The sequence below is a fragment of the Bacteroides faecium genome (assembly GCF_012113595.1).
GTDB lineage: Bacteria > Bacteroidota > Bacteroidia > Bacteroidales > Bacteroidaceae > Bacteroides > Bacteroides faecium.
In genome coordinates this window covers 4,220,139-4,245,693 of the sequence record NZ_CP050831.1, presented here as the reverse complement: position 1 = coordinate 4,245,693, position 25,555 = coordinate 4,220,139, and the positions used below count along the sequence as shown (strand labels likewise).

At 46.1% G+C, this 25,555-nt stretch carries 21 protein-coding genes; 14 read left to right on the top strand and 7 right to left on the bottom strand.

Going from position 1 to position 25,555, the window contains the following annotated elements; all coding sequences use genetic code 11:
• Positions 1 to 251 precede the first annotated feature (251 nt).
• Positions 252 to 1,199: an Rpn family recombination-promoting nuclease/putative transposase gene (locus BacF7301_RS15445; protein WP_167964153.1), complete on the top strand. Its 948-nt coding sequence runs from the start codon at positions 252 to 254 to the stop codon at positions 1,197 to 1,199.
• Between the two features lie 434 nt (positions 1,200 to 1,633).
• Here BacF7301_RS15445 and BacF7301_RS15440 read toward each other — a convergent pair whose 3' ends face one another.
• From BacF7301_RS15440 to BacF7301_RS15415, 6 genes are all read right to left on the bottom strand, one after another.
• The gene (locus tag BacF7301_RS15440; protein WP_167964151.1) at positions 1,634 to 3,265 is read right to left on the bottom strand and encodes a fimbrillin family protein; all 1,632 of its coding nucleotides are present in this window, start codon (positions 3,263 to 3,265) and stop codon (positions 1,634 to 1,636) included.
• 69 nt (positions 3,266 to 3,334) lie between these two features.
• Positions 3,335 to 5,212, bottom strand: a complete 1,878-nt coding sequence (locus tag BacF7301_RS15435; RefSeq protein ID WP_167964149.1) for a fimbrillin family protein — start codon at positions 5,210 to 5,212, stop codon at positions 3,335 to 3,337.
• A 169-nt stretch (positions 5,213 to 5,381) separates the two neighbouring features.
• On the bottom strand, positions 5,382 to 6,296 hold the full coding sequence (locus BacF7301_RS15430; protein WP_167964147.1) for a fimbrillin family protein: 915 nt from the start codon (positions 6,294 to 6,296) through the stop codon (positions 5,382 to 5,384).
• Positions 6,297 to 6,353: 57 nt separating this feature from the next.
• Positions 6,354 to 7,301: a fimbrillin family protein gene (locus BacF7301_RS15425; protein ID WP_167964145.1), complete on the bottom strand. Its 948-nt coding sequence runs from the start codon at positions 7,299 to 7,301 to the stop codon at positions 6,354 to 6,356.
• Positions 7,302 to 7,346: 45 nt separating this feature from the next.
• Positions 7,347 to 8,276, bottom strand: a complete 930-nt coding sequence (locus tag BacF7301_RS15420; RefSeq protein WP_167964143.1) for a FimB/Mfa2 family fimbrial subunit — start codon at positions 8,274 to 8,276, stop codon at positions 7,347 to 7,349.
• Positions 8,277 to 8,294: 18 nt separating this feature from the next.
• Entirely contained in the window at positions 8,295 to 9,338 is a 1,044-nt protein-coding gene (locus BacF7301_RS15415) for a DUF3575 domain-containing protein (protein ID WP_167964141.1), read from the bottom strand.
• A 259-nt stretch (positions 9,339 to 9,597) separates the two neighbouring features.
• Here BacF7301_RS15415 and BacF7301_RS15410 point away from each other — a divergent pair, with 259 nt between their 5' ends.
• The 3 genes from BacF7301_RS15410 (at position 9,598) to BacF7301_RS15400 (ending at position 12,900) form a co-directional block, all read left to right on the top strand.
• Positions 9,598 to 10,719, top strand: a complete 1,122-nt coding sequence (locus tag BacF7301_RS15410; RefSeq protein WP_167964139.1) for a helix-turn-helix domain-containing protein — start codon at positions 9,598 to 9,600, stop codon at positions 10,717 to 10,719.
• Between the two features lie 709 nt (positions 10,720 to 11,428).
• Positions 11,429 to 12,601, top strand: a complete 1,173-nt coding sequence (locus BacF7301_RS15405; RefSeq protein ID WP_167964137.1) for an ATP-binding protein — start codon at positions 11,429 to 11,431, stop codon at positions 12,599 to 12,601.
• Between the two features lie 59 nt (positions 12,602 to 12,660).
• The gene (locus tag BacF7301_RS15400) at positions 12,661 to 12,900 is read left to right on the top strand and encodes a hypothetical protein (RefSeq protein ID WP_167964135.1); all 240 of its coding nucleotides are present in this window, start codon (positions 12,661 to 12,663) and stop codon (positions 12,898 to 12,900) included.
• 138 nt (positions 12,901 to 13,038) lie between these two features.
• Here the strand turns inward: BacF7301_RS15400 and BacF7301_RS15395 are convergent, their stop codons facing one another.
• Positions 13,039 to 13,341: a helix-turn-helix domain-containing protein gene (locus tag BacF7301_RS15395; protein WP_167967217.1), complete on the bottom strand. Its 303-nt coding sequence runs from the start codon at positions 13,339 to 13,341 to the stop codon at positions 13,039 to 13,041.
• A 231-nt stretch (positions 13,342 to 13,572) separates the two neighbouring features.
• On the opposite strand from BacF7301_RS15395, the gene BacF7301_RS15390 reads away from it, so the two are divergent.
• From BacF7301_RS15390 to BacF7301_RS15345, 10 genes are all read left to right on the top strand, one after another.
• Entirely contained in the window at positions 13,573 to 13,854 is a 282-nt protein-coding gene (locus tag BacF7301_RS15390) for a tetratricopeptide repeat protein (protein WP_167964133.1), read from the top strand.
• A 42-nt stretch (positions 13,855 to 13,896) separates the two neighbouring features.
• Positions 13,897 to 14,124, top strand: a complete 228-nt coding sequence (locus BacF7301_RS15385) for a 4Fe-4S dicluster domain-containing protein (RefSeq protein ID WP_004297419.1) — start codon at positions 13,897 to 13,899, stop codon at positions 14,122 to 14,124.
• Between the two features lie 11 nt (positions 14,125 to 14,135).
• On the top strand, positions 14,136 to 15,218 hold the full coding sequence (locus BacF7301_RS15380; protein WP_167964131.1) for a 3-methyl-2-oxobutanoate dehydrogenase subunit VorB: 1,083 nt from the start codon (positions 14,136 to 14,138) through the stop codon (positions 15,216 to 15,218).
• 7 nt (positions 15,219 to 15,225) lie between these two features.
• Complete coding sequence (locus BacF7301_RS15375; protein WP_005677853.1) at positions 15,226 to 15,402, top strand: hypothetical protein; 177 nt, start codon at positions 15,226 to 15,228, stop codon at positions 15,400 to 15,402.
• 12 nt (positions 15,403 to 15,414) lie between these two features.
• Positions 15,415 to 16,179: a thiamine pyrophosphate-dependent enzyme gene (locus BacF7301_RS15370; protein ID WP_167964129.1), complete on the top strand. Its 765-nt coding sequence runs from the start codon at positions 15,415 to 15,417 to the stop codon at positions 16,177 to 16,179.
• A 20-nt stretch (positions 16,180 to 16,199) separates the two neighbouring features.
• Positions 16,200 to 16,742: a 2-oxoacid:ferredoxin oxidoreductase subunit gamma family protein gene (locus tag BacF7301_RS15365; protein WP_167964127.1), complete on the top strand. Its 543-nt coding sequence runs from the start codon at positions 16,200 to 16,202 to the stop codon at positions 16,740 to 16,742.
• Between the two features lie 120 nt (positions 16,743 to 16,862).
• Positions 16,863 to 18,914 (top strand): putative porin, encoded by a 2,052-nt coding sequence (locus BacF7301_RS15360; RefSeq protein ID WP_167964125.1) that lies wholly within the window; start codon positions 16,863 to 16,865, stop codon positions 18,912 to 18,914.
• A gap of 17 nt (positions 18,915 to 18,931) precedes the next feature.
• Complete coding sequence (locus BacF7301_RS15355; protein ID WP_167964123.1) at positions 18,932 to 19,774, top strand: transporter substrate-binding domain-containing protein; 843 nt, start codon at positions 18,932 to 18,934, stop codon at positions 19,772 to 19,774.
• A complete protein-coding gene (locus tag BacF7301_RS15350; RefSeq protein WP_167964121.1) occupies positions 19,761 to 23,951 on the top strand; it encodes a hybrid sensor histidine kinase/response regulator transcription factor in 4,191 nt (1,396 codons plus the stop codon). Before BacF7301_RS15355 ends, BacF7301_RS15350 begins: the two co-directional genes overlap by 14 nt.
• Before the next feature lie 342 nt (positions 23,952 to 24,293).
• Complete coding sequence (locus BacF7301_RS15345) at positions 24,294 to 25,550, top strand: glycoside hydrolase family 88 protein (RefSeq protein WP_167964119.1); 1,257 nt, start codon at positions 24,294 to 24,296, stop codon at positions 25,548 to 25,550.
• The last annotated feature ends 5 nt before the right edge of the window (positions 25,551 to 25,555 follow it).

Sequence of the window (25,555 nt, the reverse complement as noted above, 5' to 3'; positions counted from 1 at the left end):
TTTCCTCTACTTTCACAAACAAACGGCTTTACTTTTTTGTCTGATGCTGCATCTGATATGTTATCATAAGTGGTCGAAATATTTTCGACTCCCGACTTTTTTATATTCCATTATTCTCCATTTTATGGGAAACCTCTCACTACATTTATAATAATTAGCGGGAAAGATTGCTGATTATCAACTCTATGAACTATCTTTGCAGAAAGATTGTCACAAAGAACTTGTTAAACCACAGAAAAAGAGATAGCCGTATGAGATATTTAGACCCCAAAGCCGACCTGACGTTCAAACGCGTCTTCGGTGAACACCCCGACCTCGTGATGAGCCTGCTCAACGCACTGCTTCCCCTTGCCCCCGGGCAGGAAGTGACCGAAATAGAATACCTTCCTGTGGAGCTTGTGCCGGACAACCCGCTACGCAAAAACAGCATTGTGGACGTTCGCTGCCGTGACTGTCAGGGGCGTGTCTTCCTGGTGGAGATGCAAATGATATGGTCACCAGAGTTCAAGCAACGCGTACTGTTCAATGCCTCAAAGGCATACGTGCGCCAGCTCAATACCGGAGAGGAATATGAATTGCTGCAACCGGTGTACTCGCTCAACCTGGTAAACGACATCTTCGAATCCGATCTGGCGCAGGAGTACTACCACTACTACCGCCTGGTGCACGTAGAGCATACGGACCGGGTGATAGAGGGTCTGCACCTGATATTTGTAGAACTTCCCAAATTCACTCCCCACAACTATAGTGAGAAGAAGATGCAAGTGTTGTGGCTCCGGTACCTGACCGAAATCAACGAACATACCCGTGAAGTGCCTGAAGAGCTCCTTGCAAACCCGGAAGTAAAAAAGGCGGTGCACGCTCTCGAAGAATCTGCATTTACCGATGCGCAGTTGGCAGGGTATGAAAAGTTCTGGGATATTATCAGCGTAGAGAAAACGCTTTATAACAGCGCTGAACGAAGAGGCATGAAGAAAGGACTTGAAGAAGGCAGGCAAGAAGGCAGGCAAGAAGGACTTGAAGAAGGCAGGCAAGAAGGCAGACAAGAAGGCAGGCAAGAAGGCAGACAAGAAGGACTTGAAGAAGGCATGGAGAAAGAACGTTTATCCAATGCCCGCCGAATGAAAGAGAAAGGATTGGATCCCGCCCTGATTGCCGACATTACCGGTCTGACCTGCGAAGAGATAGAGAAGCTGTAACAGCTTCCCGGTAGAGAGGTCAGACTGTTCTCCCTCACCGTTTTCGTCCCCCCGCCACCACTCACACAACAAGTGGTGGCAGGGGAATTTCTTTGTTTCCATACGACAAGAACAGACAGATTTATAATCATAAGCGTTAAAAAGATTTAATTCGGGATGGATTCCCCAATTATATGCTTGTATTTAGGACGGGTAAAGATATCTATCCAATCGACAACGATAGAAGTAACAAAATATAATTCATCTAAAACTCGATTCGCAGTATCCATTGATATACTAATTTGATTAGAGAGAATAAATGTACGATTTAAATCGAAAGAGACAAAGGATTTTAAACGTTCGGAGAAGACAGGCGGATTATAAATCCTGATACGAAAGACCAGCGGATTATAAATCCGCTGGGACGGGGATAAATTTATAAATAGAAAAATAGGTCAAAAAGCAGACACCGCCCGCACATCGTACGTACGGTCCTTACCGTACCAATCCACGTAGCCGCCGTAGAAGTCCACACGGTACGCGGAGCTGCTGTAGTCCGAGTACTCCGAAGAGGACCAGTAATACCAAATTGTACTGAACCATTTTATATAAGAACTCTCGAGTTTACTACCCAAGGCTTGAATGCGGGCAGCCAAATCTGAACGGTTCTCATATAAGTAACTCAACTGACCGGCTGAAGGTAAAAACCAACCGCTACTATTTGTGGGGGCAGCGTACACCGTCTGCCAGCCATAAAGACTTTGGTCTGTTCCGTATAGCAAGCAACCGTTGGCAGCGGGAAAGTCTGTTATTGCCCAACCGCCACTGTTTTCGGCTACATACTGCTTTATTGCTTGGGTATTACTATAACCGTTCCAATCGCTATCACTAGTGGAAGTACCGACTTGCTGATTGTATTTGTTGTCACTACTCCTGTATTCCCATCTCAGACGGTCGTTACTACCTGTGTTCACATCCGTCAATGCCATCACATAACCATGACATTGCTTTTGACCAATCTTCGTAGTGGAATAGTCAGTCTTATCATCAGGGTGACGACCTACATAAAATACCAAGCCGACACAAGAAGATAGGTTGATGATAGAAACGGCTTCTCCCGGAACGAGATAACCTGTACCGTCATCTGCACGGCAATAAAAATCACCAACGCATGCATTATCTAAACTATAAGTACCAATATCCAAAATCGGGGCGAGTGTATAACGGGTATTAGCTGATAATTCCGTACTTCCCATCGTACCGCTATGCATGGCGCCGCCGTATGCACAAAGCCAACGGGCATCCGTCGTTTGCGGAGAAACAATTATCCGATGGCGGCCATCGTCTGCACAGTAAGGCAAAAGAGGTTCTGTGCCGATGGTGAAACTTGCGTCACTAACTGAGGAAGGGACATAGCTTGTTTCTGCTCCATTGATTTTGCACTTTATCGAAGGCGACAACGAAAGCGAGGAATAAGCATGGGTAAATGCTATCGCCAGTGTCTTTGACGGAGTGCCGGAAAACGTTTTGCTCCACACCAGCAGGTCGGAAGCACGGTAAGCAGCTTTCGTACGTTGGTCGTACTGGGGCGGGAATTTCTCTTTCAGACCGGCTATATCGGTTACGCCATTCGCTTCTTTACTGTACGGGAAGTAAGCAAGGTAAGTCAGATTCACGGCTTTATTGTCGTAGTAGATGGCTGTTTTACCTTCGCTGTTAGTGGCGTCAAAGCTCCATGCGTTGCCGTTGTATTTATAAGGTATATTATCGGATAGCACATTGTTACTGTTATCCAGCACGATGATGCCGATACAGTCGCCATTCTCGAAAGAGGTAATGTTGCCGTTGTCGGTGGCACGGGTAGCGGTGTTGTTGCTGCCGTTACTATTGCCGACATCGCCACGGGTGGTGGCGAAGTCGCTTGCGCTGACTTCGATACGAAGCTCGGCAGACGAAGTGTTGCCGCCACCGTCGCCCGGCAGGGCATCGTTGTCGGGGCTGCAAGCAGAAAGCAGCAACAGCGACAGAAATGTTCCCAAGCCATGCTTGCGGAACAGGGAAAGAGAAGGATATTCGGATAAGAACATATCGTTTTTGTTTTTCGACCCGCCGGGCGGGTTGTTTTTAATAGATAAATTTATAAATAGAAAAATAGGTCAAAAAGCGGACACCGCCCGCACAGCGCCCGTATAGTCCTTATAGCCCCAATCCACGCCGCCGCTGCCGAAGTCCACATCGTACGCGCGGTAGCTGCGGTCCGAGCCCTCCGAAGAGGACCAGTAATAGTAACCTGTACTGAACCATTTTATATAAGAACTGCCGGGTTTACTACCCAAGGCTTGAATGCGGGCAGCCAAATCTGAACGATTCTGATATAAGTACTTCAACTGACCGGCTGAAGGTAAAAACCAACCGCTACTATTTGTGGGGGCAGCGTACACCTTCTGCCAGCCATAAAGACTTTGGTCTGTTCCGTATAGCAAGCAACCGTTGGCAGCGGGAAAGTCTGTCATTACCCAATCGTCACTATGTTCGGCTACATACTGCTTTATTGCCTGGGTATTACTATAACCGTTCCAATCGCTATCACTAGTGGAAGCACCGACTCGCTGGTCGTATTTGTTGTCACGACTCCTGTATTCCCATCTCAGATGGTCGTTACTAGTGTTCACATCCGTCAATGCCATCACGTAACCATGACATTGCCTTTGACCAATCTTCGTAGTGGAATAGTCAGTATTATCACTAGGGTGATGACCTACATAAAATACCAAGCCGACACAGGGGTATTGGTCGATGATAGAAACGGCGTCTCCCGGAACGAGATAACCTCTGCCGTTATCTGCACGGCAGTAGAAATCGCCCACTTGAGCGTCTGCCAATGAATATTCGACTAAGAGGTCGCTTTTCAGGGTATAGGTGGTGCCGTCACCGGCTACGTCGTAAAGCCCTTTTACACCGATACGCGGACCGTTATCGTTGGTGATGCTGACGGCGTTCCCGCCCGACAAGGTGTAAGAGCCATTGCCGTTATTGGTTAAACGGCCGCCGGAAGCTGCCGCTATCGTCACTCCTTTGCTGGGGGCGGTGATGCGAAAGGCGAAATCGGCATCGGGAGTGGTGTCGATGGGTGTGTCCGTCCATGCGGTGCCGTTGCCTGTCACCGTTACGTCGAGTCCTGCTTTCTTCACGGTGATGGTATAGGCGTATTGTTTTCCGGCTACGAGGTTGGCGTCATTATCTCCTGCGGGGGTATAGTAGTAATCGCGGGCACCGATGGTTACTTTGATAAACTGCTGCCCCCGCATCTGCTGCGGGATAAGCAAGGCGGTGTAGGTGGTTGCAGTTGTCGTTTCCGTTTTCGGACTAATCTCACCGTTGCCACCGCTGCCCGTCATGCCGCTATAGCCCAAAGCACCTGCGGTATAGCCCATCAGACGGACGGTAGCGCCGGAAATCTCATCGTCCGTGAAGTCGTTTTTTCCTTCCTCTTTCTTTAGCGTAACCTTCACCTTTGCCAACGCGTGGCGGAAGTTGAAAGCAACGTTGCCGCCGCTACTGTATGTATAGTCCTTCGCCGGGGCATGAAGTATATTCTCCAAAGTACCGAAACCGGAACTCTGGTCGGTGATGTTTACTTCACTGCCGCCGGTGCTGCTGCCGATGGTGCAACTCACTGGATGCCATGCCGCAAGGGTTTTCTTTTCGTTGGACTTCTGCCAATAGAGGGTGTTTCCATCGCCATTGGGAACCATCGAACCGTCGGTTGTATTGCTTATCTTATATTCTTTATGGTTCGCGCCGCCGTCCATGCTGATGGCTACGGGGTCGTTCGCTTCCCACGAGGTTTCTCCATCGGCACTGGTTGTGGCACGGGTAGCGGTCAATCCGTCCACGCTGCCACTGAACATCATGGGATATTTCCCGTCGAGCAGCCGATTGTCGGCATCGCTGTCGTCACTGCACGAGGCACAGGCGAGGCAAAGGATGCCCGCCACCACTAAATGTCTGAATGTAATCAACTTGCCTGTCATATCATTGTCTTTTTTTCTGTTTTCTTGTTTTTGATCCTTTTATCTTTCTCTCTCCTCTATCGTGCCACCGACCACAGCGACGTGGTCAGTGTACTACCTATGCGGGTTATTCACTCCGGGCTTACGCATTGGCGCCCGGCGGTGGCTGTTGCTTTTTTATTGGATTCGTTTATTGCATGGTGGCGTCACCGCTTTCGTTATGCTCTTCTCCCCATCCTTCAATGGTACTACTATTTACCACCAAGCCGGTCTTTTTCACCGTGATGGTGTAGGTGTTGGAAGTAGAAGCAGCAAGAGTCGGAGTGATATCCTTCGCATAAGTCTGTCCACCGATGACTGCCTTGAATGTCAAAGTCGGCTGGTCTTGCGGATAGAATATCATGCTGTAAGTACGTTGGCTATTCGCATCCTGAGCTGTAGCAGTGATTGTCCAGTCATCGGTGGCACTGCCGGTAGCTGTTGCCGTTCCGTCCGCTGTGCCGAAAGTACCGCTATGCTTGATGCCGCTAATGGAATAAGTACCATTTAGTACATCCCCCACCTCGAAACCGTCCGTAGCGGAAGTGGTGATTTTCAAAATCAGGCGGCTCATCTTATGCTTGAAGATAGAAGCTCCCGTGAAGCTGATAGTCGGGCTTGCGTAAGTGGTCTTTGTAGTGGCATACAGGTAATCAAAATCTTTTTGTTGGGTTTGATTTTCGGTTGTTACATCGCTGATTATTCCTGCCGATTTTTTTTCTGTACCGCTAAAAGGATAATAGGCGGAGAAAGTAACTTCTTCCGTTCCTTGGAAGAAGATGCCGCTTTTGGTACCGCCCTCATGGGTGAAAGTTCCGTCACCGGTAGTCACATACCTCATGTTGGCATAATTGGTATTCGTGCTGCTGCAGGAAATACCGATAGCGTCATTATTCTCCCACGATGCGTCCATCGCACGGGTTAATACACCATTGATACCGGCAGTGACTTGTGCGGCCACCGGGCCGTCATAAACTTGGGCTTCAATACCGTCGTTGCCGCAGGAAGTTAATGCTAATGTCAGCATTGTGCCTGCAAGCAGGCTGTAATTTCTTAATTGTTTCATATCCCTATTTTTATTGATTAAGTTTTTATTTTCGTATATAGCTAATGAGTTATCCGGTTACATGCCGGCATCAATTATATGGTTCTTTTCTTTCCACGGGGAAATTGTGGATGTGCCCACGGTCAGACCTGTCTTGTTCAGGTTGACAGTGATGTTGTACTGCGTGCCGGCTTTCAGCTCGTTCACATCGTTGCCGGGGACTTGGCTCAGGTCGATTTCGGCAGAATAGGTATTGCCACCGGTTTCTGCCGCAAAACTCAGGTTACCGGCTGTAGACGGGAATACCTGCGGGAAAAGAATCAGGGTGTATGATACGGAAGATTCCGGTTCGTTCTCAGAAACAGTAGGGGTATTGAATTCTTCTTCGCCCGCTGCTGCGTTGTTGGCGAAAACCCACATTCCACTCGGCTCGCCGGTAGCTGTGGCTATACCTGTCGTGCGGTCGAAAGTTCCTTCATGCAGGAAGTTTTCCAAAGAGCAAGCGGCACGCTCCACATCAGCGTAGGTCATGTCAGCGCCGGCCTTGACGGTCAGCACTAGTTTCACCATACGGTGGGTAAAGTTGAAGTCCACTTTCTTATCCTTTCCGCCCTCTGCCTGAGCGTAGAGGAAGTCGAACTTCTTCTGGTCTGCCTGTCCCCATGTGTCAGCACTGATAGTGGCACTCCCGGTCAGGCTTGCGTTCCACGGGTAGTACGCCGTGAAAGTAACATCCTGGTCATCCTGATAGTAGATTTTATCCCCGGCCGCAGTAAACGTTTCATCACCGCTGCCAGCATAATTGTAGGGGATATTCGTATAGGTCTTACCACCGGTGGTGCCGGAGATACCAATCTGGTCACCGCTTTCCCACGTCTGGTCGAAGGCACGGGTGTGGGCGGCTTCGATGTTGCCTGTAAAAAGGGCGGCATCTGGCTCCCCATTAATCGCATTTCCTGTTTCGTCGTTGCTGCATGCCGTCATTCCCACTAATAAGGCGGTTGCCAACCAATACTCTTTTTTCATTGTTCTATAAGTTTAAAAATTAATAGTTCTATTTTTGTACGCTCGTTAATGGGCGTCGATTATCAGGTCGTTGCATTGTTCCCATCCGCTGATTGTGCCGTGGAAATCGCCGGCGGTGGGCAGTTCAAGCGTGGCGTCAAGCACCAGAGGTTCCATACCCGCGCCTGTATTGAAGTTCCTCAGCACTTCCGACAGGTCGGTGGTGACGGTATGCACGTATCCGTCCGTCAGGGTGATGGCGAGCGTCAGCGTCTGATGCTCTGCGGGCATTACACCCAGCAGGCGAAGGGTGGCAACAAGTGCCGGAGCTTCGGCGGAACGTATATCCGAGCTGTACGTGCCGATGCTAAAAATCGGGGCGACCGTTTTGCCGACGGTAGCGGTAATCGTACCGTCCCTTAAAGCAATGGCGGAAGCGATGCCCGTCAGCGTGGCAGAAGTCGTGGATATACGGTCTTCGTCACCGGGTGTCAGCTTTAATACCAGTGTCAGGCGGCGGATGCGCTGCTCCATGTTCACAGTCACACGCAGGGTGTCGTCTTTTACTATTTCAAGTGACTTCGTTCCCGAAAACAGGTAACCGGGCATGGGTTCCAACGTGCCGTCAGCCAGTGTATTTACCGTGGCGGTATGGCCGGAAAGGGTGATGCCGTCCGCACCGTGGCAGACCAGCAGGTCTTGGCGACCCGGCTCGAACAGTGCGTTGAAAGCGTTGCTTGTTCCGGTGACCGTCTGTTCCTCAGTGCCGATACGCAAGATGTAACTCTGCGGAAGCACAGCGTCTGAAGAGGCGGCCGACCAGTCGGTCGTGATTCGCACCGCTCCCTTGTCGGGATGCGGGGTATTGTAAAGGTCGTCTTTCACGCAGCCGGCCAGTTGCAGCGTGGCGAGTGCAAATATCAGCAACTTGCCGGTGAAGGAAAATTTTATTATTGGAATTGCACGTTTGTCCGTGCGGATGGTCAGTTTGTCCATGTGAACGGTATTTTTATATCATTTTATTAATTTCCATACCAGAGTGATGCCGAGTTGGTTGATGCCCCAGTAGTTTTTCGTTTCGCTGCCTTGGCGGACACGGGTACTTTCCACTACCTTATATTGGTCGTATTCGGAACGGGTGTAGCCGAGGCCTGCATGAAAGTCCAGTGACAAGGCACGGTTAAGGTCGAGCAGGTAGCCGCCTGTCAGTCCCCCGCCCTGGTAGTCACCTTGGCGTCCGGTTTTGCCGAGCTTGTAGTGGAATTCGCCTGTGTGGTACAGGACGCCGAGGAAGCCTTTGCCTTGTTTACCAAGATAATAGCGTACTTCGGGAGAGACTTTCCACAGGGCGTAGCGGCGGTTCTTGTTGTCCCAACTCCACGAAGTCCAACTGCCGTTGACGAGGATGCTCACATGACGGTGGATGCGCCATTCCAAACCGAGGTCGGGGGTGAGGGTAGCCCAACGAAGCAGGTTGGCACGGAGCGAGAAGGGATGAGATGATGGATATGACGAAACAGAAGAGACGTCAGAGGCGGATTGAAAATCCTGATACTCGGAGACGTCGGATTGCAAATCCGACGAAGCTGTTTTCCCCGCTGCTACCGTTTTTCCCGTCTTTCCGCTCTCTGCAGTGGTGGCAATTTTTGCCGATTCGCGTGGGGCGGCAATCTGTACCCGCACCGTCACCCAATTGCCCTTGTCGGCATGGTTATGTGTGACAAAGCATTTTTCCGTCAGTTCCTGATGTACAATCAGTTCCGACTTCACCCGGTTGGCACGTATCCGGGCGATGGCTAAGTTCTGCGATTCATCGGGCATGGAGTTGCAGTAACCGTCCACATAGAGCGGCATCCGCCCGTTTTCTATGGCGTCTTTATGTTCCGCCACGAAGGACGACAATCGTTCCAGCTCCTTATGGTTGTCACCGTAGGGAATGAAAAACATATCTTTCTGCGGTACAAAGCGGAACTCGTACACACGTTCTTTCTTCTCTTGTGCGCCTGTGCACAAAGCAAACAGCAGGAGAAAAGAAGGCAACATTAATTTTTTCAACATATTTTGGATCATTTGAATCAAACATTGTGTCGTTTAGTCTCACAAACTTAGCGCTAACCTAAATACAAACCAAAAAACAGGTACCCCCTAAATTGACAATTGTTGTTTTAGGTGTGTATTTTTGTTGTTTTAATAATGGATTTGTTGTTTCAATAATTATTTTGTTGTTATTTCAAGGCATTCCGGCATTTTTGATGGATAATAAAAACAACGTTTTTGGGATTTTGCTACCTTTGCAGGCGATAGGATTTATATTAAAATGGAAATAGTTTATCATAATATACAACTGGTATCTTTCCCGTTGACATTTGTATACGGGTTGTTTTTTCTGCTTGATCCGGCTCCCGGGGATGTGTTCCGGAATCATGCTTTAGCCCGCCGCCTCTTTGGAGCGACATTGATCATCTGGGCAGTGTATATCGCCATTACCTGGTTTTTAGGCGGGGAATTGAAAGATCCGGTCGTTAAGATATCTGTCAATCTCTCCCGCTTCTATATCTTCGGCTCCCTGCTGGAGATTGCATTTTCAGCCTTGGTAGACAACCGTTTTCCCATTGTACGGAAAACGCGCAACAGGATTATTCTGTGGGGCGTGTTTATGGCTGCCATGGCTTTGAATATCCTGTTTGTGCCGGCACCGGTCCAAAAGTACGTGGTCATAGTGGCCGCGCTCTACTATGCCTACGAGGTTTATGCTATTCTGCGCCGCTATTACAGGGTATATTTCAACATGAAGCGCGATATGGATAATTATTATTCCGAGAATGTCTCCAACTTCACCCACTGGATGCTTCTCAGCTCACATGGTCTGGGAATAATCGGTTTTTCAGGCATCGGCCTGGCATTCGCGCCCACCCTGGGGCTGCTTATATATATGGTGGCGGGGATTATCTTTTTCACCTACATGTCTTATTCGCTGTACCGATACACCCTGTCGGTGGGGCATATCAAGGAGATTGTGATGCCTGCCGAAAATGAGGCGGAAGATAAGGAACAAACGGAAGAGCAGCACCCGCCCGTCGGCGAAGACGCCAATCCGACATTCATCGCATTAGAGGAAAAAGTGAATGCATGGATTGAAAATCAAGGCTATACAGCCCCCGCACTGACCATACAGCAACTTGCGGTGGAACTGGGGACGAACCGGACATACCTGTCCGACTATGTAAACTCGAAGTATTCCCTCACCTTCCGGAACTGGATCGCGCAACTGCGCGTCGACTACTCGAAGCGGCTGCTTATCGGGAGTAGCGCTCTTCCAATCAATACGATTGCCGAAATGACGGGCTACTCCTATAACAACTTCATCACGGTGTTCACCAAAATGAACCGCATCTCTCCCTCGCAGTGGAGAAAGAACCATGTAAAAGAGGAGAGGTAATTGGAATCTCATGATATATTTTCATTTTGTCAAAGTGATATTCTTAACCCTGTATAATCGGCTGGTTGCGGAAGGGGTTGGCAGATTGTGCGAAAAACAGCTTCTTGAGGCAACAGCGTGTGCCGCATTGTTTGAAATATACTATATTTTATAGCATATTGATTGAATATATTGTATACATAGTCTGTTGCGTTTGTATAATTCAGTAATTCTGTTCTTCTTTCTATTCTGTTCTCGTTTGAAAATTGATTGCAATTAGCATAAAAAAAGTGTGTTTTTAGGGATTAATATTTTTCTCGGTGAGTCTCATATCGTTCCTCGGTGAGTTTCTTATCGTTCCTCGGTGAGGAACCGAACTTTTCCCGGTGTCAAAAGTAAGTAATGATGCCGAGATAAATGAATATACATGCACGCAAAACAGCAAATATACAGTATATATTGAATATATTTACACTTATTTATGCAATAGGCTTTCTGGTTGCCTTTTTTTCTTCAAATGTGTGTTAGCAAAATTAGATATATCAACGCAAAATGACACGAAATATTCGTTTTAGAAAACATTACCGGAAAGGGTAGCTCTTTATGAGGAATTTGGAGAGAAAAAGTGAAGAGAATGCTAAAAATGCACAATAAGCTATGCACTTTTTCAATAGAAATGCATATTCTATTGTGCATTTTTGTATATTTGCTTTCTAAATATAGAACAATAATGGAATCACTTTACCGCACTTTTCAGTTACAATTGGAGCATACATCCACAGCTTTTGTCCGCTACTTGCACGACCACATAGCTTGGAACAGTCGTCTTATTGCCATATTGGGAGCAAGAGGAGTAGGCAAAACCACTTTACTGCTACAGCACATCAAGCTACATGAAAAATTGGATGAAACCCTGTTTATCATGGCGGACGACTTCTATTTTACCACCCATCGACTGTTTGACTTAGCTTATCAATTTTATAGCAATGGCGGGAAGAAACTTTATATTGATGAAATCCACAAATACAAAGGATGGTCCAGAGAAGTAAAAAATATCTATGACCAGATTCCAGGTCTTCAAGTAGTCTATACAGGCTCATCCGTACTCGATTTGGAAAAAGGTGGAGCCGACCTAAGCCGTCGTAAAGTGGAATATAAACTACCCGGGCTCTCCTTTCGTGAATATCTCAACATTTCACAAGGCTGGAATCTACCTGCTTATTCCTTAAATGATATATTAACCGGAAAAGTGGAATTTCCTTTCGACAAGGAACGCCCCCTCAAGCTATTCAAAGAATATATAATGTACGGGTACTATCCCTTTTTCAGTGATACGGAATATCTCTTGCGCTTGCGAAGTGTTATCGCTCAAATGATAGAATCGGATATTCCGGTATTCGCTGACATGAACGTAGCTTCAGCTGTAAAGCTAAAGAAACTACTTTACGTTCTGGCACAAAGCGTTCCTTTTAAACCCAACTATGCAAAACTGGAACGCGATTTGGAAATCAGTCGCAATACATTGCCTGATTATGTCACTTATTTAGAAAAAGCTGGTATTATTAATCTACTTCGTGAAAAAGCCCAGGGGCTCAAATTGCTGGAAAAAGTGGAAAAGGTTTACTTGAACAATACCAATATGGCCTACGCTATTTCGGAAGAGACACCGGACACAGGCAACTTAAGAGAAACGGTTTTCTTTTCATGGATGCGCGTGGGGTATTTAGTGACTTCCTCTCCTGTCTCAGATTTCGAGATAGACGGAAAAACATTTGAAGTAGGCGGAAAGAGCAAAACTACCCGGCAAATTAAACAGGTAGCAGAAGGATATGTGGTTAAGGACGATACGGAATATGTCTTCCGTAATATCATTCCGCTCTGGATGTTTGGTTTTATCTATTAAAGCTAATAACTAAATCCATTTACCATGAAATATTTATTGGTATTGTAGAAAGTCCTTATATGGGTAGCTTCAATCCAGCATATATATTGGATGGTACAAATCAAATCATTTGGAATGTAGCAGATTTATTTATTGCAACTTATGGCAAAAAATATTGCGGTGGAGTTAAACTACATTTTATAGATGTCATAAATGAAAATGAAACTTTATGTTTCATCATCAATATAGCAAATTGCGATTTTCGCTTCTCGATAAACATAAAGACAGGAGAAATAGGACGATTAATAGAGACAAGATAAAAGAATGATAGAATAAAAAAAGGGAATATAATAGTCAAACATCAAGCGGATACATAGCTGACGAAATAAAAAAGGCAGTTCTTCAACCGCCCCTTTAAAAGATTGCATCATGCTCTATACTATTCTCTATCTTAGCCATCACATAGCAGGATTTAGCTCAACTGTCATCCCTAAAGCTGAAGCAATACGATAAAAAGTAGAAACTTTAGGTTCCGTCTTTCCCGTTTCAACACGGGAAATATAAGATTTATTAGTTCCTATCTTTTCAGCAAGTTCCGCTTGTGTCATCTTAGCTTTCTTTCTAGCCTCTTCAATTATCTGCCCAGTAAAGAAAGCATTAGCCCTATCCTCGGCAGCTCTACGTTCCGGGGTTCCTTCTTTGCCAAATGCAGCATCTAATTGCGCATCGACATCAAACATCTTTAGTTCTTTTTCGCTCATAACCTTATAGTAGTTTTCGTATGCTATTATCTTTCTGTTCATATAGCAAAGATATGAAAAGTTAATCAGTTGAGCAACTTTTCAGCGGCTATTTTTAGTTTTCTCCTATCCTAATTATTTATTCACCCAATATGCAATAAACTCAAAACGATGCAAATTTCCGTCCACGTTTGCCCCATTTACACAAATAAAAACTATCTTTGCGTTTCAGAATCCCGAAAGACGAAAGAAATGGAGCAAATAGACAACCTAAAAGAGCTTATCAATCAGGGGGACGTGGACACAGCGATTAAGCAATTGGACCAGCTTCTCCAAGACAATTCTGTCGAAAAAGAGAAAGATACTCTTTACTATTTACGGGGAAATGCCTACCGGAAAAAAGGAGATTGGAAACGGGCACTGGATAATTACCAGTATGCCATCGAACTCAATCCTGACAGTCCTGCCGTCCAGGCAAGGAAAATGGCGATAGATATCCTCAACTTCTACCACAAGGATATGTTCAATCAATAAAATCAATAATCGTACTCAAAGATAACGTAATAAATAAAGATTATGGCAAAAATCAAAGGAGCAATCGTAGTCGACACGGAGCGTTGCAAAGGATGCAACCTGTGTGTAGTGGCGTGTCCGCTCGATGTAATCGCCCTCAACAAAGAGGTAAATATGAAAGGCTATAACTATGCCTGGCAAGTGAAAGAAGATACCTGCAACGGATGCAGCTCGTGCGCAACGGTTTGTCCGGACGGATGTATCTCAGTGTATAAAGTAAAAGTAGAATAAAAGAAAAGAATATGGCAGAAGAAGTTGTATTAATGAAAGGAAACGAAGCCATCGCCCACGCAGCCATCCGTTGCGGTGCGGACGGATACTTCGGTTATCCTATTACTCCCCAATCGGAAGTGTTGGAAACGCTTGCCGAACTGAAACCCTGGGAAACAACCGGCATGGTAGTACTTCAGGCAGAAAGTGAAGTGGCAGCTATCAATATGGTATATGGCGGCGCAGGCAGCGGAAAGATGGTACTGACATCATCCTCAAGCCCCGGTGTGAGCTTGAAACAGGAAGGTATCTCCTACATCGCAGGTGCCGAACTTCCTTGTCTGATTGTAAACGTGATGCGTGGCGGCCCCGGACTGGGAACTATCCAGCCGAGCCAGGCAGACTACTTCCAGACAGTAAAAGGCGGTGGTCACGGTGACTACCGACTGATTGCCCTCGCTCCGGCATCCGTACAGGAAATGGCGGATTTCGTTGCATTGGGATTCGAACTGGCATTCAAATACCGCAACCCGGCTATCATCCTTGCCGACGGTGTTATCGGACAGATGATGGAGAAAGTGGTTCTTCCCGCACAGAAACCACGCCGTACGGATGAAGAAGTGATTGCACAATGCCCATGGGCTACCACCGGAAAGGCAAAAGGTCGTAAGCCAAATATTATCACTTCCCTCGAACTGAAACCGGAAGCGATGGAAATAAACAATCTCCGTTTCCAGGCCAAATACCGTGAAATAGAAGAAAACGAAGTACGCTTCGAAGAAATAAACTGCGAAGATGCAGAATATCTGATTATTGCTTTCGGTTCAATGGCACGTATCGGTCAGAAAGCAATGGAACTGGCACGCGAAAAAGGTATCAAAGTAGGTATCCTTCGCCCTATCACATTGTGGCCGTTCCCTACAAAAGCAATTGCCGCTTACGCTGACAAGGTGAAAGGCATGCTCGTTACGGAACTGAATGCGGGACAGATGATTGAAGATGTCCGCCTGGCTGTGAATGGTAAAATTAAGGTAGAGCATTTCGGACGTCTCGGTGGTATTGTTCCCGACCCGGACGAGATTGTAACTGCCTTGGAAGAAAAAATAATCAAATAACGAAACGATGAATCCCGATAAAATAAGAAACGTACTGAACATTCTCTTTATGATACTGGCACTTGCTGCCATTATCACTTACTTCGTCGTAGGAAAGGAAGATTTTAAAATGTTTATCTACGTATGCGGCGCGGCAATCTTTGTCAAGCTGATGGAGTTTTTTATACGGTTCACCAACAGATAAGGAGAAGAAGTTATGACTAAAGAAGAAATAATCAAACCCGAGAATCTGGTTTATAAGAAACCGACTCTGATGAACGATAATGCCATGCACTACTGTCCGGGTTGCAGTCATGGTGTGGCGCACAAGCTCATTGCCGAAGTGATAGAGGAAATGGGTATGGAAGATAAAACGGTGGGAATCTCTCCGGTAGGATGCGCAGTTTTCGCTTACAACTATCTGGATATTGACTGGCAGGAAGCAGCGCACGGACGTGCTCCTGCTGTGGCAACTGCCGTGAAACGCCTGTGGCCGGACCGTCTCGTTTTCACTTATCAGGGCGATGGTGACTTGGCTTGTATCGGTACAGCCGAAACAATCCACGCATTGAACCGCGGCGAGAATATCACGATTATCTTTATCAACAATGCTATCTACGGCATGACCGGTGGTCAGATGGCGCCGACTACGCTAGTAGGTATGAAAAGTTCGACTTGCCCTTACGGACGTGATGTCGAACTTCACGGTTATCCTTTAAAGATTACCGAAATCGCCGCCCAACTGGAAGGAACCGCTTACGTGACCCGCCAGTCCGTACAATCCGTACCGGCTATCCGTAAGGCAAAGAAAGCAATCCGCAAGGCTTTCGAGAATTCCATGAGCGGTAAAGGTTCCAATTTGGTAGAAATCGTTTCAACTTGTAGTTCAGGTTGGAAGATGACTCCTGAAAAATCGAACAAATGGATGGAAGAACATATGTTCCCGTTCTATCCGCTGGGTGATTTAAAAGATAAAGAATAACGCTAAAAGTCAACAGAACAATGAAAGAAGAAATAATTATAGCAGGCTTCGGTGGACAAGGCGTATTGTCTATGGGTAAGATTCTGGCTTATTCCGGTCTGATGGAAGGCAAGGAAGTGAGCTGGATGCCGGCATACGGTCCTGAACAACGCGGTGGAACAGCCAACGTTACAGTAATTGTAAGCGATGACAAGGTTTCTTCACCCATCTTGAGCAAATATGACACTGCCATCATTCTGAACCAGCCTTCACTCGAAAAGTTTGAAAGCAAGGTGAAGCCCGGCGGTATCCTTATTTACGACGGTTACGGTATCATTAACCCGCCTACCCGCAAGGACATCAAAGTATATCGTATCGACGCGATGGACGCAGCCAATGAGATGAACAATGCCAAGGCATTCAACATGATTGTACTCGGCGGTTTATTGAAGCTCCGCCCGATTGTCACGCTGGAAAATGTAATCAAAGGACTGAAGAAAACCCTGCCGGAACGCCACCACCACTTGATTCCTATGAATGAGGAAGCTATCAAGAAAGGTATGGAGTTAATCCGTGAGGTTTGATAAATTAAAAATTGAGAATTGAGAATTAAGAAATAATTGCTCGGTAAGTAAAGGATGCAACATATTTTTCAATTCTCAATTCTCAATTCTCAATTAAAGTAAGTATCTTTGTCCCCAATTATGAGACGAATCTTACTATTATATATACTGCTTTCCGTTATAGGTTTGACAACTGTCCATGCGCAGTTCGATAATGGTCGACAAAGAGTGGACGAAAACGGATACGACCAATATGGTAATCAGGTAGACCCTGCTATGATTCCGGACAAACTGGATAGTGCAAACGTTGAAGTACAGGGACTTCCGCCTACATTATATATGTGGCGTATCAAAAATCAATTGGGTGACCGGACTATCATTCCGGCGGATACAGCCTACCATCACTTTCAAAACACGAACCTTACAGACGGGCTGACCGGACATTATAATTATTTGGGCAATATGGGTTCTCCCCGTATGTCCCGTATCTTCTTTGACCGCCGCGACCCAGAACCGACCATTTTCATGGAGCCTTTCTCCAGTTTCTTTATCCGTCCAACGGAATTCAACTTTACAAACAGTAATGTACCTTTCACTAATCTGACCTATCACAAAGCGGGTAATAAGGTGAACGGTGAAGAACGTTTCAAATCATACTTCTCTGTCAATGTCAACAAAAAACTGGCTTTCGGTTTTAATATAGACTACCTGTACGGACGGGGATATTACAATAATCAGAATACGGCATACTTCAATGCTGCCTTTTTTGGTAGTTACATTGGTGATAAATATCAGATGCAAGCCATATACAGCAACAACTACCTGAAGACAAACGAAAACGGCGGTATTACTGATGACAGATATATCACAGCTCCCGAAGAAATGGCGGAAGGGCAAAGGGAATATGAATCAACCAATATCCCGACCAAACTAAACGCAACAACCAATCGTAATCACGATTTTTATGTATTCCTGACCCAACGCTACAATTTGGGATTCAAACGTGATATTGTACAGGCTGAAAATGACACCACTCCTGCTAAACAGGAATTCATACCGGTCACCAGCTTCATACACACGATTCAAGTAGAGCGTGCACGGCATACCTTCAACTCTAATGACGATATGCGGGAGAAAAACTATTATCAGAATACTTATCTTGACCCCGACAATCCGATTGCCCACGACAGTACCACCTATGTAGGAATCAAGAATACCGTCGGTATCGCTTTGCTCGAAGGATTCAACAAATATGCCAAAGCCGGTCTGACCGCATTTGCTTCCTATAAAATCAGCAAGTACACACTGATGAATATGAATGGCAGCCCGTCTCCCGATAAATATAATGAGAACGAAATATTTGTGGGCGGTGAACTTTCCAAACGCGAAGGAAATGTGCTTCATTATCATGCTATCGGTGAAGTGGGGCTGGCAGGAAAAGCCATCGGGCAGTTCAACGTGAAAGGGGATATTGACCTTAACTTCCCTTTGTGGAAAGATACGGTAAGTCTCATAGCCCGTGGTGAAGTCAGCAATAAACTTGCCCCTTTCTATATGCGTCATTATCATTCCAAACATTTCTTGTGGGACAATGACATGGATAAAGAATTCCGTACCCGCATCGAAGGGGAACTGAGCATTGCCCGTTGGAGAACACGGCTGAAAGCAGGAGTTGAAAACATCAAGAACTATACTTACTTCAACCAACAGGCAACGCCCGAACAGAAAAGCGGAAGCCTGCAAGTATTATCGGCAAGCCTCAGCCAAGACTTCAAGCTCGGAATATTCCATCTGGACAATGAAGTAACCTGGCAGAAGTCCAGTGACCAGACGGTGCTTCCCTTGCCCGACCTCTCACTGTATCACAACTTCTACATGCAATTCAAACTGGCGAAGAAAGTACTTAGCGTGCAGTTGGGTGCCGATGTACGATACTTCACCAAATATAATGCCCCTGCGTATATGCCTGCCATTCAGAACTTCCACCTGCAACCGGCAAACGACCAGGTAGAGATTGGCGGTTATCCGATTGTGAATGTTTACGCGAACCTGCATTTAAAGCGTACACGTTTCTATGTGATGATGTACCACGTGAACCAGGGTATGAGCAGACCGAATTACTTCCTGTCTCCCCACTACCCTATCAACCCGCGTGTACTGAAATTCGGTCTTTCGTGGAATTTCTATGATTAACAAAACCTTTATGGCTTATGGAGACACGCCCCAAATTGAGACTGTTCAGATATTTAGTACCTGTCGTTATTGTACTGGCCATCCTCTTTTCTGCCCGCCAATGCGGTAGTAAACAGGAAAAGCCGTCGGGACACCCGCGTGACTACGCCGCCATTGCCAAAGAAGGGATATTGCGTGTAGCAACCGAATACAACTCCATCAGTTTCTATGTAGATGGTGACACCGTTTCCGGTTTCCATTATGAACTGATAGAAGCATTTGCCCGCGACAAAGGACTGAAAGCCGAGATAACACCTCTCATGAGTTTTGAAGAACGGTTGAAAGGGTTGGCGGAAGGACGTTTCGATGTTATCGCTTTCGGTATATTAGCCACCAGCGCACTAAAAGATTCCCTGCTCCTCACCTCTCCCATCGTACTCAACAAGCAAGTGTTGGTACAGCGGAAAGAAAACGGAGAAGACGATTCACTTTATATTCATAGCCAGTTGGACTTAGCGCAACAAACCCTTCATGTAGTGAAAGGCTCTCCTTCCATTCTGCGCATCCAAAACCTGGGAAATGAAATCGGAGACACTATCTATATTAAGGAGATAGAGAAATACGGTCCCGAGCAATTGATTTCGATGGTAGCTCATGGAGACATCGACTACGCCGTTTGTGACGAAAGCATCGCACAAGCGGTTGCAGATTCTTTGCCGCAAATTGATATTAATACGGCAATCAGCTTTACGCAGTTCTACTCATGGGCAGTCAGCAAACAATCACCCGCCTTACTCGATAGTTTGAATACATGGCTGGATGCATTCCAAAAGGAAGAGGAATATCAAAAGATTTACAAGAAATACTATGATAAAAAATAACCTTATCACCCTATTTACCAAAAGAAAACAACAATATACTTTTTACCTATTTATCTTCATCTCTCTATTGTCTTTTGGTAACTCCCATTCATACGCGGAAGAAAACCGGGCATTCAACTTTTCAACAATTAATCTGAATAACGGATTATCCCAGTTATCGGTACTTGACATCTGCCAGGATGCCAAAGGATATATATGGTTTGCCACCCGCAACGGACTGAATAAATATGACGGAGCCACTTTTACCGTCTATAAACACAGTAACCAGGACGCCAATTCCCTAACGGACAATCACATCACCAAATTACTGCCGGACGATATTCATGGCGGTCTTTGGATTGGTACCAACAACGGACTGAATTATCTGAATCAAAAGACAAACCTTATCACCAACTATCAGATAGCGGACTATCCGTCACTTCCCAGCAATAGCATACTTTCACTCTGCCTGAACAAATCGGGGGAACTATGGATAGGAACCCGCCTGGGACTCTGCCGCTGGATGCCGGACAGCAATACATTCAAACTGATAACCTTTGACGGACAATTGGAGCGGGAACCAATTACCTCTTTATATATGGACAAAGAGGAACGGCTCTACATAGGCACACATAATAAAGGTCTGCTGATATGTGACAAGAACCTGAATATCCTGCAAAAGCTGAATAAAGAGAGTACCCCTTCCCTTTCCGATAATGCCATCAGTTGTATTTTTGAAGATTCACATCATCAGATATGGATAGGTACGGATATGAAAGGGCTGAATAAGTGGAACCCGAACCAACAGACAATCTCCACCTTCCTGGAACACAACAGCGGACTGACCGATAATTATATCCGTTGTATCCAGGAACAAAGCCAACGACTGATTATCGGAACATTCGACGGTTTGAGTGTACTCGACCTGAAGGATGACGCCATCACCAAATACAATACGTTCGAGGCAAACCGCAATAACCTAAGCCATTTCTCAGTCCGCAGCCTGTGTGTAGACCGTGCCGGGACATTATGGGTAGGAACCTATTCCGGCGGAGTCAATTATTACAATCCGCTCAATAACCGTTTTGTATTCTATCATCCTTTAGGAAATAGCGAACAAAAGCTATACAACATTTTCGGCCCGATGGTATATAGCGCAAACTCCCTTTGGATAGCGACAGAAGGCGGCGGGTTACTGCAATTCAATCCGGTCACCAAAGAATACGCCAATTATTTGTTGGAAGAACGTCCTGTCGGGATGCACAACAAGAACATTATCAAATCCCTGATGATGGAAGGAGAAAACATTTGGTGTGGCACGAATAACGGTGGACTGTATTGTTTCCACATTCCTACGAAACGCTTTTCGCTTATCCACCAGTTCAATGAGAAGAACTTAGGTATTTATACAATTTATCGCGATGCCAAAGGAGATATTTGGTTAGGGACTACTTCCCGCCAGGGACTCGTTAAAATCACCAAAGATAAGAAAGTAACCCGCAAGTTCCCTGTTGGAGAAAAAGAAGAAGAAATCAGCTTTTCCAGCATCCGGGCATTTCTGCCGCTTCGCGAGAATGTATATCTGATTGGGACACGCTCATTCGGACTTTACGAATATGATGTAGAAAAAAGAACACTGATACAGTATTCAACAGAAGAGAAAGATCCGTCCCGTAAACTGGAAAACAATTACATCACCAGTATTCTGAGAAAAAAGAACGGTGAGATATGGGTAAGCACTTTTGGTGCAGGGATTTATCAGTATCAGGAAGGGAAAGGAATCGTCCGCCATATCGGTACGGAAGAAGGACTAACCAATGAAGAAGTATATACCCTGGTGGAATATAATCAGAATATATGGGCCAGTATAGATAACGGCATTGCCGAAATAAATACCAAAACGGGACAGGTATATGCCTACGACTGTTTCGCCGGACTCGAAACACTGGAGTTCACACCACAGGGCGGTATCTGCCTGCCTAATGGGGAAGTCTATTTCAGCGGCAGCAACGGATTTCTGTCCTTCACTCCCCGCTCATTGATAAAGAACAATATGATGCCGCCGGTAGTACTTACCCAGTTGACGGTCAACAACAAAGTGATACAACCGGGCGACAAGAGCCGCTTGCTGGAAGCCAATCCCGACGATGCGACAACAGTTACCCTCGCCTACAATCAGAATAATTTCTCTATTGCATACTGCGCCCTGAACTATATTCTGCACGAACAGAACCAGTATGCTTATAAATTACTCGGTCATGATGAAGACTGGAACTATGTAGGAACCCGTAAAGAAGCTTTCTACACCAATATTGCCCCCGGCAAATATACATTCCACGTGATTGCTTCCAACAATGACGGCGTATGGAACTCCCAAGGGAAAACATTGGAAATAGTTATCCTTTCTCCCTGGTGGAAAACAACTTGGGCGTATATTATTTATGCATTGTTGTTTATAGGAATCACCTACACCATCGGATATTATATGTACAGCAAACACAAGTTGGAACTGAACCTGCGGATGCGACAGATGGAAAAGCAACGGATGGAAGAATTTCATCAAACCAAAATCCGGCTTTTCACCAACTTCTCGCATGAACTGCGCACGCCATTGACTCTTATTATCAGTCCTATTGACGAACTGGTGCGTCAGGCAGAAGTTCCCCTTTTTATCAAAACTAAACTAGACTTAGTTTTGAAGAATGCCCGCCGTCTGCTGTTAATCGTCAATCAATTAATGGATTTGCAAAAGAACCAAAGCGGCAGTCTCACGTTGCGATTAACCCATTCGGATTTGAATGCCTTCCTTCTTGAAATCTATTATACCTTCAAGCAGATAGCGGAAAGCAAACAGATTACTTTCCAATACGAAGCTCCCGAAGGGGAAATCTCTGCTTATTTCGACCAAAGCCTGTTGGAAAAGGCCGTATTCAATCTGCTCTCAAATGCTTTCAAGTTCACTTCTCCGGGAGAAACGATTTCTTTAAGGCTGACGGCTGTTCCCAATAAAGAAGTACTCCAACAGGAGTTCAGCACAGCAATATCGGGCGACCCGGCTTTCACCATTCCCGCGGATTCGGATAAACATTTCATCATCCAGGTGGCAGACACCGGAAAAGGAATCCCCGAAGCTGCCCGCGCGCATATTTTCGACCCGTTCTATCAAGTCAGCACTCCGCAGGCAGCCAATGACAACGTGAACGGAACCGGTATCGGGTTGAGCCTGACACAATCCGTCGTGCACTTACACCATGGGGCTATCTGTGTAGATTCCAACCGACCGAAAGGAAGTATCTTCACCATTGTGCTGCCGGACAACGAACATTCGCAACCGGTGGAAGAAAGTGTGAAGAACAATCTATCCGAGGACGAACGGGAAGAACAGGCAGTTGTCGGACAGGTTCTTGAATCCAAAGAAGAACTTCCTTTCCTGGAAGGCAAAACCATTCTGCTGGTGGAAGATAACGAGGACATACGCAGTTATGTGAAAGAACACCTTGAACGCCATTACCGGGTACTCGAGGCAGACAATGGTGCCGAAGCCTTCAATATTGTTCTGAAAGAATTTCCCGATTTAGTCGTGACGGATATTATGATGCCGGGAGTAGACGGGCTGGAACTCTGCTCCATGATAAAGAATGATTTGCAGACGGGACATATTCCGGTGATTCTGCTCACAGCCCGCACGATGGTGATGCACGTCAAAGAAGGTTTCCTTTCGGGCGCTGATGATTATGTAGTGAAACCATTCAATGTAGATGTGCTGCTAGTACGAATCTACAATCTGCTGGTTCAACGGGAGAAACTGAAATCCATGTACGGAAAAAACTTCTCGCTTCAGTCGATGGGCATTGAAGCCAGTTCTGCCGATGATAAATTCATGCAGAAGCTATTCGAGATTATACAGAACCATCTTGCCAATCCGGATTTGAAAGTCGACATGATATGCGATGAGATGGGATTCAGCCGGAGTAACTTCTATCGCAAACTCAAGGCAGTGACAGACTTATCCCTGAACGACCTCATTCGTCACAAACGTCTTGAAGTAGCCGTGCAGTTACTGAAAGAAGCGGACATGAACGTGACGGAAGTTTCAATCGCCACGGGGTTCAGTACCCTTGCCTATTTCACCAAATGCTTCAAGTCAGCCTATGGAGTTTCGCCCACCGAATACATCAAAGGGCAGCTGGAAGAGTAGCTCTAAATTGGTTCTATAAATGGGATTTTTTTAGGCACGGATTACACGGATTTCACGGTTTTTAGAAATATGATTGCATAAAGCAACAGCGTAATCCGTGTAATCCGTGCCTAAAATGACAACATCCCGCAAGGAAACCTTGCCGGGGCGCTACGCCCCTAAATTATCATTTAATTATTGAGTTTGCAAAATCATCCCAAGTTATAAATATCGTTTCAGAAACGATACAGCAACGATTATCCCAATCAAATTGGGATGATTTTGCAAACTTACGGCACTACCAGACAAACCAATTTCATTCAGTTTCCATACATTTGCAACATCACGCTTAGAAATAATAATATGGAAACAAATATGAAACATTATCTTTTAGCCCTTAGTATCGGAGCAGCAACTTTAGCCGGTTGCCAATCTCCCAAAGAGCCAAACCTGGTTGCTTCTAATTTCACTTTTGCTGAACAACAGCTCAAGTACGCGTTCCCTAAAATAGATGAAGCACGCGCGAACGAAGCACAAGAAAGCAGAGACAAAAGAATCGCCAGGCAGTGGGGAGAACTCACCAACCCACGCAACACCGAACCGGACGGTTCTTTACGCCTTGTACCTTCCAAAGACTGGACGAGTGGATTCTTCCCCGGAGAACTTTGGTATGTATATGAATACACGCACGACTCTTTTTGGAAAGAGAAAGCCGAGAAGCACACCGAAATGCTGGAACGTGAAAAGAAGAACGGCACTACACACGACATGGGATTCAAGATGTATTGCAGCTATGGCAACGGTTACCGTCTGACCGGAAACCCTACCTATAAAGATATACTTATCGAATCCGCACGCACGCTGATTACCCGTTTCAAACCGAACGTCGGCTGCATCCGTTCATGGGACCACCACGCCGACCAATGGGAATGTCCCGTTATCATCGACAATATGCTGAACCTGGAATTATTGTTTTGGGCTTCACGCGAAACGAACGATTCCACCTTTTATAATATAGCTGTCAGCCACGCACGTACGACCATGAAGAATCATTTCCGTGACGACTTCAGCACGTATCACGTCGTTAACTACGACACCATCACCGGTAGCCCGATTTGCAAAGTCACCCACCAGGGATATTCCGATGATTCCGCATGGGCACGCGGACAAGCATGGGCGCTCTACGGCTATACCCTATGTTACCGTGAAACCGGACTCCCTGAATTCCTTGAACAAGCGAAGCATATCGAAAGATATATCTTCACCCACCCCAACCTGCCGGAAGACCTGATTCCCTACTGGGATTTCAATGCTCCCGAAATACCCAACGAGCCACGGGACGCATCCGCCGCCACCTGCATCGCTTCCGCACTCTATGAACTAAGCACTTACGTGCCGGAACAGAAAGACCTCTACAAGCAGGAAGCCGACCGGATTTTGGAGAATCTCACCGCCAACTACCGCACGCAACAGAACGGCGACAACGGATTCCTGCTTCTCCATAGCACCGGTTCCAAACCTCACGACAGCGAAATAGACGTCCCTATCGTCTACGCCGACTATTACTTCCTCGAAGCCCTGCTTCGTAAAAACAAACTGGAAAAAGGAGAAAAACTTTAATCATC

Bases quoted from the DNA above. Each gene is read 5' to 3' on its own strand.
- BacF7301_RS15445 (WP_167964153.1), top strand. From the start codon at position 252: ATGAGATATTTAGACCCCAAAGCCGACCTGACGTTCAAACGCGTCTTC.
- BacF7301_RS15440 (WP_167964151.1), bottom strand. From the start codon at position 3,265: ATGTTCTTATCCGAATATCCTTCTCTTTCCCTGTTCCGCAAGCATGGC.
- BacF7301_RS15435 (WP_167964149.1), bottom strand. From the start codon at position 5,212: ATGACAGGCAAGTTGATTACATTCAGACATTTAGTGGTGGCGGGCATC.
- BacF7301_RS15430 (WP_167964147.1), bottom strand. From the start codon at position 6,296: ATGAAACAATTAAGAAATTACAGCCTGCTTGCAGGCACAATGCTGACA.
- BacF7301_RS15425 (WP_167964145.1), bottom strand. From the start codon at position 7,301: ATGAAAAAAGAGTATTGGTTGGCAACCGCCTTATTAGTGGGAATGACG.
- BacF7301_RS15420 (WP_167964143.1), bottom strand. From the start codon at position 8,276: ATGGACAAACTGACCATCCGCACGGACAAACGTGCAATTCCAATAATA.
- BacF7301_RS15415 (WP_167964141.1), bottom strand. From the start codon at position 9,338: ATGTTGAAAAAATTAATGTTGCCTTCTTTTCTCCTGCTGTTTGCTTTG.
- BacF7301_RS15410 (WP_167964139.1), top strand. From the start codon at position 9,598: ATGGAAATAGTTTATCATAATATACAACTGGTATCTTTCCCGTTGACA.
- BacF7301_RS15405 (WP_167964137.1), top strand. From the start codon at position 11,429: ATGGAATCACTTTACCGCACTTTTCAGTTACAATTGGAGCATACATCC.
- BacF7301_RS15400 (WP_167964135.1), top strand. From the start codon at position 12,661: ATGGGTAGCTTCAATCCAGCATATATATTGGATGGTACAAATCAAATC.
- BacF7301_RS15395 (WP_167967217.1), bottom strand. From the start codon at position 13,341: ATGAGCGAAAAAGAACTAAAGATGTTTGATGTCGATGCGCAATTAGAT.
- BacF7301_RS15390 (WP_167964133.1), top strand. From the start codon at position 13,573: ATGGAGCAAATAGACAACCTAAAAGAGCTTATCAATCAGGGGGACGTG.
- BacF7301_RS15385 (WP_004297419.1), top strand. From the start codon at position 13,897: ATGGCAAAAATCAAAGGAGCAATCGTAGTCGACACGGAGCGTTGCAAA.
- BacF7301_RS15380 (WP_167964131.1), top strand. From the start codon at position 14,136: ATGGCAGAAGAAGTTGTATTAATGAAAGGAAACGAAGCCATCGCCCAC.
- BacF7301_RS15375 (WP_005677853.1), top strand. From the start codon at position 15,226: ATGAATCCCGATAAAATAAGAAACGTACTGAACATTCTCTTTATGATA.
- BacF7301_RS15370 (WP_167964129.1), top strand. From the start codon at position 15,415: ATGACTAAAGAAGAAATAATCAAACCCGAGAATCTGGTTTATAAGAAA.
- BacF7301_RS15365 (WP_167964127.1), top strand. From the start codon at position 16,200: ATGAAAGAAGAAATAATTATAGCAGGCTTCGGTGGACAAGGCGTATTG.
- BacF7301_RS15360 (WP_167964125.1), top strand. From the start codon at position 16,863: ATGAGACGAATCTTACTATTATATATACTGCTTTCCGTTATAGGTTTG.
- BacF7301_RS15355 (WP_167964123.1), top strand. From the start codon at position 18,932: ATGGAGACACGCCCCAAATTGAGACTGTTCAGATATTTAGTACCTGTC.
- BacF7301_RS15350 (WP_167964121.1), top strand. From the start codon at position 19,761: ATGATAAAAAATAACCTTATCACCCTATTTACCAAAAGAAAACAACAA.
- BacF7301_RS15345 (WP_167964119.1), top strand. From the start codon at position 24,294: ATGGAAACAAATATGAAACATTATCTTTTAGCCCTTAGTATCGGAGCA.